This is a genomic window from Pseudomonas putida (genome assembly GCF_028682635.1).
In the GTDB taxonomy this organism is placed as follows: domain Bacteria; phylum Pseudomonadota; class Gammaproteobacteria; order Pseudomonadales; family Pseudomonadaceae; genus Aquipseudomonas; species Aquipseudomonas putida_AE.
Map to the genome: position 1 here is coordinate 233,655 of NZ_JANHLK010000003.1, position 16,303 is coordinate 249,957.

Genomic DNA, 16,303 nt, shown 5'->3' on the forward strand with positions numbered 1-16,303 from the left:
TGCATTACCTGTCGCTAGGCTGAAGCCTTGACCGAAATGCATCGGAAGGCTCATATTACGCTCGTAATATTATTCAAAGACTACTTTTATCCCTCCCCAAACCGCTTTTAATCCAGGAGTACATCCATGAGCACTTATGACGTCGTGATACTCGGTGGTGGCCCCGGTGGCTACAACGCAGCGATCCGTGCGGGCCAACTGGGATTGAAGGCGGCCTGCGTAGAAGGACGCGCCACGCTCGGCGGCACCTGCCTGAACGTCGGTTGCATGCCCTCCAAGGCTTTGCTGCACGCGTCTGAACTCTACGATGCGGCCATGGGTGCGGAATTCGCCAACCTGGGTATCGAGGTCAAACCCACGCTCAATCTCGCCCAGATGATGAAACAGAAAGATGAAAGCGTGACCGGGCTGACCAAGGGCATCGAGTTTCTCTTTCGCAAAAACAAGGTCGACTGGATCAAGGGCTGGGGGCACATCGACGGGCCGGGCAAAGTCACCGTGACGGACAGCGCCGGGGGCAAGACCGAACTGAGCTGCAAAGACATCATCATCGCCACCGGCTCCGAACCCACTCCCCTGCCCGGCGTGGACATCGATAACCAACGCATCCTCGATTCCACCGGCGCACTGTCACTGACGCAAGTACCGAAACACCTGGTGGTGATCGGCGCCGGGGTGATCGGCCTGGAGCTGGGTTCGGTCTGGCGGCGCCTGGGGGCGCAAGTGACCGTGGTCGAATACCTTGATCGGATCTGCCCGGGGGTGGACGGCGAAGCAGGCAAGACCCTGCAACGTTCATTGAGCAAGCAAGGCATAAGTTTCAAGTTGAGTTCAAAAGTGACCAGCGCCACAACCTCTGTCACCGGTGTTCAGCTCAGCATCGAGCCCGCCGCGGGCGGTACCGCCGAATCGCTGGAAGCCGATTACGTACTGGTGGCGATCGGACGCCGGCCTTATACACAAGGCCTGGGGCTGGAGAACGTCGGTCTCGCCACGGACAAACGCGGCATGCTCGCCAACAAGGGGCATCGCACCGAAGCCGCGGGTGTCTGGGTAATTGGCGACGTGACGTCCGGCCCGATGCTCGCGCACAAGGCCGAAGACGAAGCCATGGCCTGCATCGAGCAGATCGTCGGCAAGGCCGGCGAGGTCAATTACGACTTGATTCCCAACGTGATCTACACCAAACCCGAGCTGGCCAGCGTCGGCAAGACCGAAGAGCAACTGAAGGCCGAAGGCCGTGCCTTCAAGGTCGGCAAGTTTCCCTTTACCGCCAATAGCCGGGCGAAGATCAATCACGAAACCGAAGGCTTCGCCAAAGTGTTGGCCGATGAGCGTACCGACGAAGTGCTCGGTGTGCACCTTGTGGGGCCGAGCGTCAGTGAAATGATTGGCGAATATTGTGTGGCCATGGAGTTCAGCGCGTCCGCCGAAGACATTGCCCTGACCTGTCATCCACACCCAACCCGGTCCGAAGCCTTGCGTCAGGCGGCGATGAATGTAGAGGGGATGGCGACGCAGATGTAAGCCTGGAGATTGGCGGCGATCGATCTATCACCATCGTCGGAACGCCGCCCGGAGCAAGTTCACTCCTACAGGGGATTTGTGATCGCCACAGATCCAACGTGGGAGCGGGCTTGCTCGCGAAGAGGTCGCTCCGATCTAAAGCGGTAAATGTCCTAACGGCAGCGCCCCCGGTGTTTTAACCGTATGGATCGCAAAGTTGCTGCGAATATCGCTCACACCCGGCAGCGTCAACAAACACCCGGTGAGAAATCGGTCGTAGGCGCGTAGATCCGGTACCACCACCTGCAGAAGAAAATCCGATTCCCCCGACACCAGAAACGCCGAAACAACTTCCGGCAACGCGGTCACCGCAAGGCGAAAGGCTTCGGCCTGCTCGTCGTTATGGCGCTCGACTTTCACCCCGACGAACACGGTCAGCCCGAGCCCGACTTCATCCCGATCCAGACTGGCCTGATAGCCACGAATCACGCCGGCCTCTTCCAGCATCCGCACCCGTCGCAAACAGGGTGAGGCAGACAGACCGATTTCTTCAGCCAGTTGCACATTGCTCAGGCGACCGTCCCGTTGCAGCGCGGCGAGAATCTTGCGGTCGTAGGCGTCCAGTTTCATCGTTTGGCAGATCCCGCTGGTTGAGCTGTGATTTATTGGCAGGTTATGCCAAAACTGGCCGCGTTAGAAGCAAACTACGCAAGCACATGCCCTGCCCTCCGCCCCTAGACTGGCGCTACTGAATCGACAACGAACAGGGGTGCAACATGGCGGGACTGTGGCTGTTTTTCATGGCGCTGGCAGTGGTCTATCTGTTACCGGGCCCGGACATGATCCTGCTGCTGCAAACAGGTGCCCGTCAGGGCAAACGTGCCGCGTTGGCCACGGCGGTCGGCCTGGGTATCGCCCGCGGTTGTCATGTGGTGCTCGCGGCGTTGGGGTTGGCGGCATTGTTCAAGGCGGCTCCCTGGACCTTTGACCTGGTGCGCCTGCTCGGTGCGGCCTACCTGCTATGGATCGGTATCCAATGTCTGCGCACGACGATGCTGCCTAGCCTGAACGGTCCAGGTGCGACGGATGAAAAACCACGCTGGGGCGAAGCGATCCGTCGCGGCCTGCTGACCAATCTGCTCAACCCCAAGGCGCTGCTGTTCTGCTCGGTGTTGCTGCCGCAGTTCATCGATCCACTCAAGGGGCCGGTGCTCGCACAATTTGCGGTACTGGGTCTGGTGTTGGTCGGTGTCGGTTTGCTGTTCGACAGTGCCTACGCATTGACCGGTGCCGCGCTGGGTCGTTGGCTGCAACGCAGCCCCGGCGCCCAGCGCCTGCAACAATGGCTGTTCGGTAGCCTGCTGATCGGTTTCGCCGTGCGGCTGACCTTTGTTCAACAGGCTTGAACCTTATTGCGCCTTGCGACGGCGGATGATCAGCAGCAGCGCCACTGCCGTTACCCCAATTACGCCACCGTATTGCAAAGGTTTTTTGTAGGGACGCAGCACCGCACGCACGGAATCTGTCGCTTGGGTGACATAGCGCTTGTCAGCGTTCGGGAAGTCGGGATAAGGGCAATGATGTCCAAAGCCAGCCGCCCAGCTCACATAGGGACCTTCCTTCACATAGCGTTGATACAAAGCCCTCTGCTCTTCAGGGCTGGAGTTCCACGACGATGCAGCACACAGCACGGCTGCAAAAGCCTGGCTGGTATGAGGCAGGTGGTCGGCGGCGCGACTGGCCAATGCGGTGGCAACAAATCGATAGTGGTAGCGTTGATCGGGCTGTGCAGCGCTCGCTTGCTGGCGACGGACTTCATCCTCGGTCACCACAGGGCCAACCTTCAGCTCACTAACGGCAAGACTGTAGTTGCCGTCGAAGGTCGCATAATCAGGCGCCATCTCGTAGCCCAGCAGCGCCATGCCATCGTAGCGAGCCACTGTTGCTGCGTGGAAGTAGGCGAACGCCCTTTTACTCGGCCACCATTTGGATTCGGCATCGTTGCGTAGCTGCCCGTACCACGTGGCCTTTTGTTGTAACTCGACGCTGTCGAAGTAAGGCGCTGCTTCGTCGTATCGCTCTTCGCGCAACAATCGCCGCCCAAGCAAATTGCGCAGCTTCGCCGCCACCGGCAATGGCACATAGTTATCGCGGTCCTGCTGGCTCAGCGCTGGCGGCGCCGGTACCTGGGTGTCGACGTATTGCTTGAGCTCATCCACCGTCAGCACTCGCTCGGCAACGGTGGCCGCGTCCAGCCAATAGATGTCCTGGCTGCGATACAACTGATCGAACGCTTGCAGATAATCCCCGCGTTGCAGCGCAAGAATCGCGCTTTCGCCCTCGACGCGGCACTTGGGCTGGAGTGTTTCGTAATCGTAGTCCGGCGTTCTGCGATCGCCCCAGGTTTCATTCTGCGGGAAGGCCTGGGCGGCCTTGGCATAGGCAGCGGCTGCAGCGGCTTTATCGCCTGCGCGCACCGCCAGTTTTGCCCGCAGCCACCAAGCCAGCCCGCCCTCCCCGGCATGTTCAAGGAAGGCCTGGGCGCTGGCGTAATCACCTTGTTGATAGTTCATTGCCGCCAGGCGATCGGCGTTATCGAGGCTACCGCGCGTGCTGTTTTGCAGCAGTTTGATCAGTTTCAGCTCGTTCGGCGGTTGATCACCGAATGACCATCCGAGTCGGCTGATCAACGACGCCGTCACCAGCTGTTGCACCGGTTTGCCCTTGAGCAATCCGACCAGTTGATCCTCCGGCATCGCCGCCAGATCGGCCATCAACAGCTTCAACGAGGTGTAACCCACTGCCGAACCCAGAAGGTTTTGCGTGGCATAGAGTTCGATGGCGCGATTCCAGTCACCGACCGTGCGAGCCACTCGGGCCTCTTCGCCGAGGCTGGCGACGCCCAGTTCCAGCGGGTCGCTGAAGCCATCGATGCTCAGCTGACGCGTTTGCTCAAAGGCTTTTCGGGATTGATCCAGCAGGTCCGGAGCAGCATCAGCCTGCGAACTCATGGCAAACAACGCGCGACCCAGTGAGTAGGCAGCCCAGGTACTGCGCAAGGCCCGTTGATCTGCGGGCAGCGCCAGCACCTGACGGAAGTATTCGGCGGCCAGCGTTTGATCGCCGGCATTGAAGGCCACCGCGCCCGCCAGATAGAACTTGAGCTCGGCGGGCAGGCTCGCGCCCTGTGCTTCAACCTGACGGGTATCGGCCAGACCACGCAATTGTTTCACCAGCGCCTGCTGTTCATTCGTCAAACCCGTCTGCTCGGCCTGATCCCGCTGCTCGGCATGTTCGGAGACTTCACCATATGATTGGCCCGGGACAAGGGTGGCTACCGTGACAGGCTTGAGACCGGCAATCGCATGACCGAGGCGACTCACCTCGAAACGGAAATTGCCTTCCGGCAACTCCGCCAGGGATTGACCTCGATTGTCCAGCAGCCGCATGGGGAAATCCGGCCCGCACGCCATGGCCGCCAATGGCAGGCTGAGGCTCAGACTGAGCAGATGACGGGGCCAGTTACGGGTGAACATTCGAAGCTCCTTGATCAATTTTTTCGCAGCGTGCCCAACCAATGGCGCGCTGTCCGCCAGCCGCAATCCGACCTTCGCGCAGGCGGGTGAAGGTAAGCAGATTCGGGTCTTGTTGCAACGTATACCCGGCTAGCGCATCGGCCCCCTCGCAACCCTCTACCGCCAGGGTCACGCGCCCGGGCCAGGCGCTGTCGAGGTTGCCCTCACTGCTGATAGCGATATCAAAGAGGCGTTCGTGCTGCGTGAGGTTGAGCGCCAGATGACTGCTAAGGACCTCGCCACGGGACACCGCGCGCAAGGTTGTCAGGCTCCAGGCTCGACGGTCGTTGGCCAAAGGCAGGCGGAACCAGATCAGACCGGCCAGATGCGCCGGCGGATCCGCGCGCAACAGGGCAGCAAGTTTGCTCAATTGCAGTGGATCAGCCAACAACTCCTGACGCTGGCCGTTGCTTTCAATTGTTACTTCGCTTTCCACGACGGGCGCACCATCCACACTCGGCAACAACGCTACCCCGTAAGCCGGCAGGGCCAGAAAAAAAGGTTTCGAGGTGATGCGGCTCCAGGCCATTGCCCATTGTCGAGCGCGGTCGGGATCAAACAAGCCGCGGCGGGGATCGGTCACGGCATGTACCTGCAACACACTGCTATCGACGGTGGATAACAAGGCCGGCAACTCTGGACTGTCGAGCCACGCTGGCAATGCAGTGATGCTCAAGGCCATGGACGGCGGTAGAACAGAATGCAGGTGCACAAGAAATTCACGATAGTCAGCTAGCCGGGCATTACCCGCATCGTGGTCGATTTCCACGCCGGCGAGGGCCAACCCCTGCTCCTGCCAATCGCTGATCAGTTGCTGGATCTGTTGCGTGACCTCGTTCTGGTTCAGCGACTGGAGCTGGCCATCAAGGCGAATTACTGCAATCAACGACCGGCCATCACGCTTGAGCAGTGCCGGATCGATCCGCGCCCGACTCCAGCCTGCCTGAGGGAATGCCTGTAATGCCAGCACTCGCAAGGTGGAAAAATCGGCGCGACTGTCCTGCAACGCCGCTTCGTGCGCGGGGGTCCATTGTCGTTGCCAGACATAGAGTTGTTGATCAAGTGGCGGTGCGTCCTGCTGTTCGCAACCACCGAGCAGCGCCAGCGTCATCAGTGAGACGATCACGCGAGTGAGGAAAACCATGAGAAAACGCCTGTCCCTGAAATGCACAAAGGGCCTTCTCGGCCCTTTTTCGTTCTGCCCCTACCCTACTCAGCCATCGATCTGCAGGCAATGGTTTCCGTGATGATCCCTCAGAGGTCCAGGACCAAAGGCTGCGTGCCCTGAGCCGGCACTGCGCAACAGATCAGCACCTCACCTTCATCCGGGACCTCCGCTGGGGGCTGTGGATAGTTGACCTGGCCACTGATCAACCGGGTCTTGCAGGTCCCGCAAGAGCCGCCACGGCAACTGAATTCCGGATGCAATCCGCGGCTTTCCGCCAGCTCCAGCAGACTGCCACCGTCCGGTTGCCAGCGAGCCTCCTTGGCCGAGCGCTGGAACACCACCGGCACCGAGGTCGTGGCCGCTGGCGGTTGTTCGATGACTACGGCGTCAGGGTCGGGCCGACGGCGTAACGTTGAGGGACCGAAGGTTTCGGCATGAATTCTGGCGTCGCGAATATCCAGTTCGCGCAGGGCGTCATACATCGCCTGGGTAAAACTGCCGGGGCCGCAGAGGACAAAATCCAGCTGATCGTAGTCCTCGACCTCAAGCAATTCCGAGAGCCGTGGAACATCGATACGTCCCGTCAAATCGAAATCTTCGCCCTCCCGAGCCTCCGGCTCCGGTTGACTGAGCAGGCGCACTACCCTGACCGCGTCGCCGGCATCCTCGAGCAAGCGGTTCACCTCTGGACGAAACGGTTGATCGGCCAGCGTGCGCGAACTCTGGAAGAACCAGGTCGGGCGGATACGGCGGGTGCGCAAGCCTTGGTAGACCACCTCACGCAACATCGACAGCAGCGGCGTAATTCCCACGCCCGCAGCCAACAACACCAACGGCCGACGTTCATGGGGTTCAACGGTGAAATGCCCCTGGGGCGCCCGGGCCTCCAAAACGTCACCGACGCTAACCTGTTCATGCAGGTGCGAAGACACCCGACCGTCACGCTTCACACTGATACGGAAAAAGTCATCCGAAGGTGCACTCGACAGGCTGTAGGTGCGGATATGCGTTTCGCCATCGATGTTGAAGCGCAACGGTAAATGCTGCCCGGCGTGGAACAACGGCAATCCGGCGCCGTCGGCTGGCTCCATGTAGATCGAGCGGATGTGCTGGCTTTCCGCCTCGATCCGCACCACCCGCAGCGGTCGCCATTGATCACCCAGAGCCTTGGCTTGCAGGCGTGCCGCGGCTTGGGCCCAAGTTCCCGTCAGCAGGCTGGTGGGTGAAACACCTTCAAAGCGCCAGCGTAAAGCAAGGGCGGCGGGACGACGAACAACCTGTTCCACGTGGAACATCCACAAACGTTCGGCACCCTGAAACGCTTCAACCTGTGGGCCTTCAAGAATGATTTCGGTGCGCCCGCTGAGGTGCAACAGCTCACCGGAATTAAAATCAATGAACAACAAACCGGCCTTGGGATTGACCAGCAGGTTGCCCAAAGTATTGAAAAAAAGGTTACCGGCGAAGTCGGGGATGGTCAGGCGATTGCCTTCCACCTGGACGAAACCCGACTGGCCGCCACGGTGGGAAACGTCCACCGAACGCACGCCATCGACATCCACATAACTGGCGACAAAGAAGGTGTCCGCCTCGGCGATCATGGCCTTGGCCGCATCATCCAGTTCATTGAAGAGCTGGGCCGGACGTGTTGCAGGATCCTCCAGGGGGACCGTTTGATACTGCCTCAGTTGGATGTATTGCGGGCAGTTGCCATAGGACTGATCCACTGTCACGGCAAATCCGCTCGCGGTCATCGCGCCGATATGCCCATTGATGCGATTGCGCCGGCGGGTATGCAGCTCAATGCCCAGCAGACCGATCGCCGCACCCGCGCTCAACTGCGCAGGATCATCACCAGCCGGCAAGCTGCTGAACTGCAACAATCCCGGTTCAGGTGAATGGGCGAAGCCCGGTTCACCTTCAAGCACGCTGGCCCAGGGATGACCGTGGGCATCGACCGCGCCGTACACCATGAACGGAAGCTGCTGATAGAAGCTGCGATGTTGATCCGGCATATGGTCGCGAATCACCCTGCGACCGAGAACGTCCATTCGCTCGCTGACGCCAATATGCGCCTGCAACTCTTTTTCGCCAGCATGCCAAGGTGAATGGTCCATTGCGGCGTCTCCCCTGCGCCATCGGCACAGCGTGAAGGCCCGACAAGGTCGGGCGAAAAATATCAGGCAGTTTTTTGCAGGCCGGCGACAGTGCGTGGCATGCCGACAAAACCGGGCAAGGCTTCGACCCGTGCCAGCCAGGCGCGGATGTTGGCGTAGTCGTCCAGCGACACATTGCCCTCCGGTGCATGGGCGATGTAGCTGTAGGCCGCAACGTCGGCGATGGTCGGCTCGCTGCCGGTCAGGAAAGGCGTGTTGGCCAGTTCGTGATCGATCACCTTGAGCACGCTGTGGGCGTATGGAATCACTTCATCGGGGTTGTACGGCGCCCCAAACACCGTGATCAGTCGAGCCCGGGCGGGGCCAAAAGCAATGGGCCCGGCAGCGACCGACAACCAGCGCTGCACTTTGGCGGCACCGACCGGATCGGCTGGCAGCCAGCGACCGTTACCGTATTTTTGCGCCAGGTAGACCAGGATGGCATTGGAGTCCGCCAGCACCACACCCTGATCGTCCAGCACCGGAACCTGTCCAAAGGCGTTGAGCGCCAGGTACTCCGGTTTTTTGTGCTCGCCCTTGGCCAGGTCGACGAAGATCAGCTCAGTCGGCAGTTGCAGCAGCGACAGCATCAGTTCCACACGATGAGCGTGGCCGGAACGTGGGAAGTTGTAGAGCTTGATTGCTTGCATGGTCGACTCCGCAGGTCAGTGGCGCTGTCAGGAGAGATCAGCACCGATGGCGGTCATCTTCCACTAGCCACCAAAACAACAGAATAACCAGCGAACGCAATCCATTATTTCACCCACTGAAACAAACATCACTCCTGCAGTGCCGGATGCTCTCGAAGTGTCTTCACCGTAAAGTCGACAAAACTGCGAACTCGCGCCGCGGCCTTGCGCCCACCCTGGTAGAGCACATGAATGGGCAATGGCGGCATTTCGAACTCCGCCAGAACGATCTCAAGCTCCCCGGCCGCCACTTTACTCGCCGACTGATAGGACAGCACCCTGGTGAAGCCCAGCCCGAGCGCGGCGGCATTAATGGCCGCCTGATTCGCCGTCACTGTCAGGCGCGGTTCTGCTCGGACACTCAATGGCTCACCCCGCTCGAGAAACGGCCAGTGTTTTAACTGGCCAATGGCGGAAGTCGCAATAATCGGCGCCTGAGCCAGCTCTTGCGGGTGTGTTGGCCGACCATGCACGGCCAGAAATTGCGGTGATGCACAAATCACCCGCCGCACTTCGCCCACTCGAATCGCGTGCTGGTTGCTGTCAGGCAACTCACCAATGCGGATGGCCACATCGACGCCCTCCTCCACCACACTCACTATCCGGTCTACCAGCAGTGCATTGATCGTAACGTCAGGAAATTGCGTGAGAAAACTCACCATCAGCGGTGTGACAAACAACTCACCAAACAAAACCGGCGCCGTGATCGTCAGTTGCCCACGGGGCTGGGCGTGACTGCCCGCCGCCGAGTCCTCAGCTTCCTGCACCTCCGCGAGAATTCTCCGACAGTCCTCCAGATAACGCTGACCCGCCTCGGTCAAGTACACAGTGCGCGTAGTGCGCGTGAACAGCTGCGTGCCGATTCGCTTCTCCAGCGCCGCCACTGCCCGGGTGACACTGGCGGCGGACATGCCCAAACGCCGGGCCGCCGCCGAAAAGCCCTGGTCCTGGGCGACGGCGGCGAAGACCTGCATTTCCTGGAAGCGGTCCATGGGCGAGTCCTCGATTCAGATAAAAAAAATCGCAACCAGATGGCTGCGATTTTTAAGGTTCGATCAGCTGTGGATAACTTATTCCACAGTCACCGATTTCGCCAGGTTGCGCGGCTGGTCGACGTCGGTGCCTTTCAGCACGGCCACGTAGTACGACAGCAACTGCAGCGGGATGGTGTAGAGGATCGGCGACAGGATGTCGTGGATGTGCGGCATCTGCACCACGTGCGTGCCTTCACCATTGGTCATGCCGGCCTTCTCGTCAGCGAAGACGATAAGTTCGCCACCACGCGCACGAACTTCCTGGAGGTTGGACTTCAGTTTCTCCAGCAGTTCGTTGTTCGGCGCCACTGTCACCACTGGCATGTCGTTATCCACAAGCGCCAACGGGCCGTGTTTCAACTCGCCTGCAGGGTAGGCTTCGGCGTGGATGTAGGAGATTTCCTTGAGCTTGAGCGCCCCTTCCATCGCGACCGGGAATTGTGCGCCACGGCCCAGGAACAGGGTGTGATTCTTCTCGGCGAACAGCTCCGCGATTTTTTCCACAGTGCTGTCCATCGCAAGGGCTTCACCCAGACGGGTTGGCAAGCGACGCAGCTCTTCGACCAGCGTTGCTTCAACGCCTTTGGCCAACGAGCCGTGAACCTGGCCCAGGGACAGGGTCAGCAACAACAGACCGACCAATTGCGTGGTGAAGGCTTTGGTAGACGCCACGCCGATTTCGCGACCGGCCTGGGTCAGCAGGGTCAGGTCTGATTCACGCACCAGCGAGCTGATGCCGACGTTGCAGATGGCCAGGCTGGCGAGAAAACCCAGTTCCTTGGCATTGCGCAGCGCCGCCAAGGTGTCGGCGGTTTCGCCGGACTGGGAGATGGTCACGAACAGCGTGTCAGGTTGCACTACGACTTTGCGATAGCGGAACTCGCTGGCGACTTCGACCTGGCACGGGATGCCGGCCAGTTCTTCCAGCCAGTAACGGGCAACCATGCCGGCGTGGTAGCTGGTGCCGCAGGCGACGATCTGCACATTGCGCACTTTGGCGAACAGCTCAGCGGCCTGTGGGCCGAAAGCCTGGACCAGCACGCCGTTCGGGCTCAAGCGACCTTCCAGGGTGCGCTGCACCACGGACGGTTGCTCGTGGATTTCCTTGAGCATGAAATGGCGGAATTCGCCTTTTTCCGCCGCTTCGGCGCCGTCGCGATACTGCACGCTCTCACGCTCGACAGCCTTGCCGCTGACATCCCAGATCTGCACGCTGTCGCGGCGAATTTCGGCGATGTCGCCCTCTTCCAGGTACATGAAACGGTCAGTCACCTGACGCAGCGCCAATTGGTCGGACGCCAGGAAATTCTCACCCAGGCCCAGGCCGATCACCAGAGGGCTGCCACTGCGGGCCGCTACCAGGCGATCCGGTTGCTGCGCGCTGATCACCGCCAGGCCGTAAGCACCGTGCAGCTCCTTCACCGTTGCCTTGAGGGCCTCGGTCAGGTCGGCGATATCCTTGAGTTTATGGTTCAGCAGGTGAGCGATGACTTCGGTGTCAGTGTCCGAGGTGAACACGTAACCCAAGGCTTTCAGTTGTTCACGCAGGGCTTCATGGTTTTCGATGATGCCGTTGTGCACCACGGCCAGGTCGCCGGAGAAGTGCGGGTGCGCGTTGCGCTCGCAGGGTGCACCGTGAGTGGCCCAGCGCGTGTGGGCAATGCCCAGTCGACCAACCAGTGCTTCTTCGGCCAATGCCTGCTCAAGTTCGCTGACCTTGCCCGGGCGACGCACGCGCTCGAGCTTCTGATCGTTGGTGTACACCGCCACGCCCGCGCTGTCATACCCACGGTATTCCAGACGCTTGAGGCCTTCGACCAGGATGGCGGTGATGTTACGTTCTGCGACTGCGCCAACAATTCCACACATGTTATTTCTCCTGACTGACAGCCGCGCAAATCAAAGTGATACCGCGGGCTTGAATCTGATCCCGCGCTTCGAGCGACAGGCGATCATCGGTAATAAGGGTATGGACGCTGCTCCAGGGCAGCTCCAGGTTGGGAATCTTGCGACCGATCTTGTCGGCCTCCACCATCACGACCACTTCACGGGCGACTTCGGCCATGACCCGGCTCAGTCCCAGCAATTCGTTGAAGGTGGTTGTACCGCGGACCAGATCAATACCATCGGCACCGATGAACAATTGATCGAAGTCGTAGGAGCGTAGGACCTGCTCGGCGACCTGCCCCTGAAAGGATTCAGAATGCGGGTCCCAGGTGCCGCCGGTCATCAACAGCACCGGCTCATGCTCGAGTTCGCTCAAGGCGTTGGCGACGTGCAGGGAGTTGGTCATCACCACCAGGCCCGGTTGCTGGCCCAATTGCGGAATCATCGAGGCAGTCGTGCTGCCACTGTCTATGATGATACGTGCATGTTCGCGAATGCGAGTGACGGCTGCGCGGGCGATGGCCTGTTTGTAGCTGGAGATGGGTTGACTCAGGTCGGCAACCAACTCCTGAGGCAGGGTGATCGCACCGCCATAACGACGCAGCAGCAGGCCGTTGCTCTCAAGGGCCGCCAGATCCTTGCGAATCGTAACTTCAGAGGTTTCGAAACGCTTGGCAAGCTCATCCACACTGACTTCACCCTGCTCATTGAGCAAGGCAAGAATGTTGTGGCGTCTCTGGGGCGTGTTGCGCTTCGACATGATTTGGTAAGTTTCGATTCGAAAGATAACGAAAGCAATCAAACCCTATCAGGGAAACTTCGTCAAGCGACTAACAATAAAAAGACCTGTGGATAAAAACATTAACGGCAAGCCTCCTGAGCTAGCGAGACTTGCCGATTAATATAATTGACAGCCTGTGAATAACTGCTACCCATCATTCAGGTGTGGATAACTTAGCTCTTCTTGATCTTTACCGGGCGCTTCCAGCCATCGATATTCTTCTGGCGAGCCCGACCAACCGCCAACTGCGCTTTATCCACAGTTGAAGTAATAGTCGAGCCGGCCGCGGTGGTCGCACCGTCCAGGATATCCACAGGTGCAACCAAAGAGTTGTTGGAACCGATAAATACGTCTTCTCCCAGCACGGTTTTCCACTTGTTGGCGCCATCGTAGTTGCAGGTGATGGTGCCAGCGCCGATGTTGGTGCGCGCACCCACTTCGGCATCACCCAGATAGGTCAGGTGGCCGGCCTTGGCACCTTCGCCCAGGTGAGCATTTTTCAATTCGACAAAGTTACCCACATGCGCCCGCGGTTCGAGCACGGTGCCTGGACGCAAACGTGCGAACGGACCAGCATCGCTGCCTTCGCCGAGAATAGCGCCTTCGATATGGCTGTTGGCCTTGATCACCACGCCTTTACGCAGGGTGCTGTCCTTGATCACGCAGTTCGGGCCGATCACCACGTCATCTTCGATGACGACGTTGCCTTCGAGGATCACGTTGATATCGATCAGCACATCGCGACCCACGCTGACTTCACCGCGAACATCAAATCGGGCCGGGTCGCGCAGGGTTACGCCTTGAGCCATCAAGCGACGGCCGGCGCGCAGCTGATAATGACGCTCAAGATCGGAAAGCTGCTTGCGGTCGTTGGCGCCCTGCACTTCCATGGCGTCGTGGGGTTGTTCGGTGGCCACCACCAGACCATCGTTAACCGCCATTTCGATGACGTCGGTCAGGTAATACTCGCCCTGGGCGTTGTTGTTCGACAGACGACCGGTCCAGTCGGCCAGGCGATCGGCGGGTACCGCAAGAATGCCGGTGTTGCCTTCGTTGATGGCGCGCTGAGCTTCAGTGGCGTCCTTGTGCTCGACGATGGCGCAGACCTTTCCGTCAGCGTCGCGAACGATTCGGCCGTAACCGGTTGCGTCATCCAGCTCGACGGTGAGCAGGCCCATCTGCCCTGGAACTACCAGCTTGAGCAAGCGCTGCAGGGTTTCGATTTCAATCAACGGCACATCACCGTAAAGCACCAGCACGGTGTCGGCCTTGATGAAGGGTACCGCCTGGGCCACGGCATGGCCGGTGCCCAATTGTTTGTCCTGGAGGACGAAGTTCAGATCGTCAGCGGCCAGGCGCTCGCGGACTACATCGGCACCATGGCCGATCACCACGTGGATGCGCTGTGGATCAAGTTGTCGGGCGCTGTGGATAACATGGCCAAGCATCGAATTGCCGGCAATCGGGTGCAAGACTTTCGGCAGGGCCGAACGCATGCGGGTGCCTTGGCCAGCAGCGAGGATAACGATTTCAAGAGACATGACTGGCTACCAATCCTGGGTGGTCAGCGGCTGCGACCAACGTGATGAATTTCGGAAAGAAAAAAGGGTAGCCGAGGCTACCCTTTTTAATCAATCACACAACAAGCGCAGCCTTAGTGGCCGAACTTCTTGCGGATCTGCTGGACGGTGCGCAGCTGAGCTGCGGCCTCGGCCAGGCGTGCGGCAGCGGAGCCGTAATCGAATTCCGCGCCACGTTCATGCAAGGCCTTCTCGGCAGCCTTGACGGCTTCCTGAGCAGAGGCTTCATCCAGGTCGGCAGCACGTTGCACGGTATCGGCAAGAACCTTGACCATGTTCGGCTGAACCTCGAGGAAACCACCGGAGATGTAATACACCTCCTCTTCCCCGCCCTGCTTGACCAGGCGGATCGGACCTGGCTTGAGATTAGTGATCAGCGGCGCGTGACCCAGAGCGATACCAAGATCACCCAGTGCACCGTGCGCAATCACCATCTCGACCAGACCGGAAAAGATTTCCCCTTCCGCGCTGACGATATCGCAATGGACTGTCATAGCCATCTGATTGCCTCAACCTAAATTAGCGCCCGTTTCCGGGCGCCGGGATTACAGTTTCTTGGCTTTCTCGATCGCTTCTTCGATGCCGCCAACCATGTAGAACGCTTGTTCTGGCAGGTGGTCGTAGTCACCGTTGAGGATGCCTTTGAAGCCAGCAATGGTGTCTTTCAGGGAAACGTATTTACCCGATGCACCGGTGAAGACTTCAGCCACGAAGAACGGCTGCGACAAGAAACGCTGGATCTTACGAGCACGGTTTACCAACTGCTTGTCGGCTTCCGACAGCTCGTCCATACCCAGGATCGCAATGATGTCCTTCAGTTCTTTGTAACGCTGCAGAACGTACTGGACGCCGCGAGCGGTGTCGTAGTGATCCTGGCCGATTACGTTCGGGTCCAGCTGGCGCGAAGTCGAGTCCAGTGGGTCTACCGCTGGGTAGATACCCAGGGAAGCGATGTCACGGGACAGAACGACGGTGGCGTCCAAGTGGGCGAAGGTGGTCGCTGGCGACGGGTCGGTCAAGTCGTCCGCAGGTACGTATACCGCTTGGATCGAGGTGATCGAACCTTCCTTGGTCGAAGTGATACGTTCTTGCAGAACGCCCATCTCTTCAGCCAGGGTCGGCTGGTAACCTACTGCCGAAGGCATACGGCCCAGCAGTGCGGATACTTCAGTACCGGCCAGGGTGTAACGATAGATGTTGTCGACGAACAGCAGAACGTCGTTACCTTCGTCACGGAACTTCTCGGCCATGGTCAGGCCGGTCAGTGCTACGCGCAGACGGTTACCCGGCGGCTCGTTCATCTGACCGTAAACCAGTGCCACTTTGTCCAGAACGTTGGAATCCTTCATCTCGTGGTAGAAGTCGTTACCCTCACGAGTACGCTCACCCACACCGGCGAACACGGAATAACCGCTGTGCTCGATGGCGATGTTACGGATCAGTTCCATCATGTTTACGGTTTTGCCTACACCGGCACCACCGAACAGACCAACTTTACCACCCTTGGCGAACGGGCAAACCAGGTCGATAACCTTGATGCCGGTTTCCAGCAGGTCGTTGCCGCCCGCTTGTTCAGCGAACGAAGGCGCTGCACGGTGGATGCCCCAACGCTCGTCGGTGGCGATTGGGCCAGCTTCGTCGATCGGGTTGCCCAGTACGTCCATGATCCGGCCCAGGGTCGCTTTACCGACTGGTACGGAGATGGCTGCGCCAGAATCGGTAACTTCCAGACCGCGCTTCAAGCCCTCGGTGGAACCCATCGCAATGGTGCGAACCACGCCGTCGCCCAGCTGCTGCTGAACTTCCAGGGTGGTTTCGGCCGCGCTCACTACTTTCAGCGCGTTGTAGATGCTCGGTACGCTGTCGCGTGGAAATTCCACGTCGATAACGGCGCCGATGATTTGAACGATACGTCCGCTACTCATAG

Annotated in this window: 13 protein-coding genes; 2 read left to right on the top strand and 11 right to left on the bottom strand. The window is 59.5% G+C overall.

Annotated features, from left to right (window positions below; genetic code table 11):
* Nucleotides 1-126: 126 nt before the first annotated feature.
* The gene (gene lpdA / locus NPS56_RS05355) at nt 127-1,527 is read left to right on the top strand and encodes a dihydrolipoyl dehydrogenase (protein ID WP_274073766.1); all 1,401 of its coding nucleotides are present in this window, start codon (nt 127-129) and stop codon (nt 1,525-1,527) included.
* 135 nt (nt 1,528-1,662) lie between these two features.
* On the opposite strand, the gene NPS56_RS05360 is transcribed toward lpdA, so the two are convergent.
* A complete protein-coding gene (locus tag NPS56_RS05360) occupies nt 1,663-2,136 on the bottom strand; it encodes an Lrp/AsnC family transcriptional regulator (RefSeq protein WP_274073767.1) in 474 nt (157 codons plus the stop codon).
* A gap of 146 nt (nt 2,137-2,282) precedes the next feature.
* Between NPS56_RS05360 and NPS56_RS05365 the strand changes: the two genes are divergently transcribed.
* Nucleotides 2,283-2,912, top strand: a complete 630-nt coding sequence (locus NPS56_RS05365; protein WP_274073768.1) for a LysE family translocator — start codon at nt 2,283-2,285, stop codon at nt 2,910-2,912.
* A gap of 3 nt (nt 2,913-2,915) precedes the next feature.
* Here NPS56_RS05365 and NPS56_RS05370 read toward each other — a convergent pair whose 3' ends face one another.
* The 10 genes from NPS56_RS05370 to atpD form a co-directional block, all read right to left on the bottom strand.
* A complete protein-coding gene (locus tag NPS56_RS05370; protein ID WP_274073769.1) occupies nt 2,916-5,042 on the bottom strand; it encodes a hypothetical protein in 2,127 nt (708 codons plus the stop codon).
* Nucleotides 5,029-6,225 carry a DUF3142 domain-containing protein gene (locus NPS56_RS05375; RefSeq protein WP_274073770.1) on the bottom strand — a complete coding sequence of 399 codons (1,197 nt, stop codon included), beginning with the start codon at nt 6,223-6,225 and terminating at the stop codon, nt 5,029-5,031. Before NPS56_RS05375 ends, NPS56_RS05370 begins: the two co-directional genes overlap by 14 nt.
* A gap of 110 nt (nt 6,226-6,335) precedes the next feature.
* Entirely contained in the window at nt 6,336-8,366 is a 2,031-nt protein-coding gene (locus tag NPS56_RS05380) for a pyridoxamine 5'-phosphate oxidase family protein (RefSeq protein ID WP_274073771.1), read from the bottom strand.
* Between the two features lie 62 nt (nt 8,367-8,428).
* Nucleotides 8,429-9,055 carry a glutathione S-transferase family protein gene (locus tag NPS56_RS05385; RefSeq protein WP_274073772.1) on the bottom strand — a complete coding sequence of 209 codons (627 nt, stop codon included), beginning with the start codon at nt 9,053-9,055 and terminating at the stop codon, nt 8,429-8,431.
* Nucleotides 9,056-9,183: 128 nt separating this feature from the next.
* Entirely contained in the window at nt 9,184-10,086 is a 903-nt protein-coding gene (locus NPS56_RS05390; protein ID WP_274073773.1) for a LysR family transcriptional regulator, read from the bottom strand.
* 78 nt (nt 10,087-10,164) lie between these two features.
* The gene (gene glmS, locus NPS56_RS05395) at nt 10,165-11,997 is read right to left on the bottom strand and encodes a glutamine--fructose-6-phosphate transaminase (isomerizing) (RefSeq protein ID WP_274073774.1); all 1,833 of its coding nucleotides are present in this window, start codon (nt 11,995-11,997) and stop codon (nt 10,165-10,167) included.
* Nucleotide 11,998: 1 nt separating this feature from the next.
* Nucleotides 11,999-12,778 carry a DeoR/GlpR family DNA-binding transcription regulator gene (locus tag NPS56_RS05400; protein WP_274073873.1) on the bottom strand — a complete coding sequence of 260 codons (780 nt, stop codon included), beginning with the start codon at nt 12,776-12,778 and terminating at the stop codon, nt 11,999-12,001.
* A 191-nt stretch (nt 12,779-12,969) separates the two neighbouring features.
* Nucleotides 12,970-14,337, bottom strand: coding sequence for a bifunctional UDP-N-acetylglucosamine diphosphorylase/glucosamine-1-phosphate N-acetyltransferase GlmU (glmU, locus tag NPS56_RS05405; RefSeq protein WP_274073775.1), 1,368 nt, complete (start codon nt 14,335-14,337; stop codon nt 12,970-12,972).
* Between the two features lie 113 nt (nt 14,338-14,450).
* The gene (locus tag NPS56_RS05410) at nt 14,451-14,876 is read right to left on the bottom strand and encodes a F0F1 ATP synthase subunit epsilon (RefSeq protein WP_007969909.1); all 426 of its coding nucleotides are present in this window, start codon (nt 14,874-14,876) and stop codon (nt 14,451-14,453) included.
* 45 nt (nt 14,877-14,921) lie between these two features.
* Nucleotides 14,922-16,301 carry a F0F1 ATP synthase subunit beta gene (atpD, locus tag NPS56_RS05415; RefSeq protein WP_020797984.1) on the bottom strand — a complete coding sequence of 460 codons (1,380 nt, stop codon included), beginning with the start codon at nt 16,299-16,301 and terminating at the stop codon, nt 14,922-14,924.
* Nucleotides 16,302-16,303: the final 2 nt, after the last annotated feature.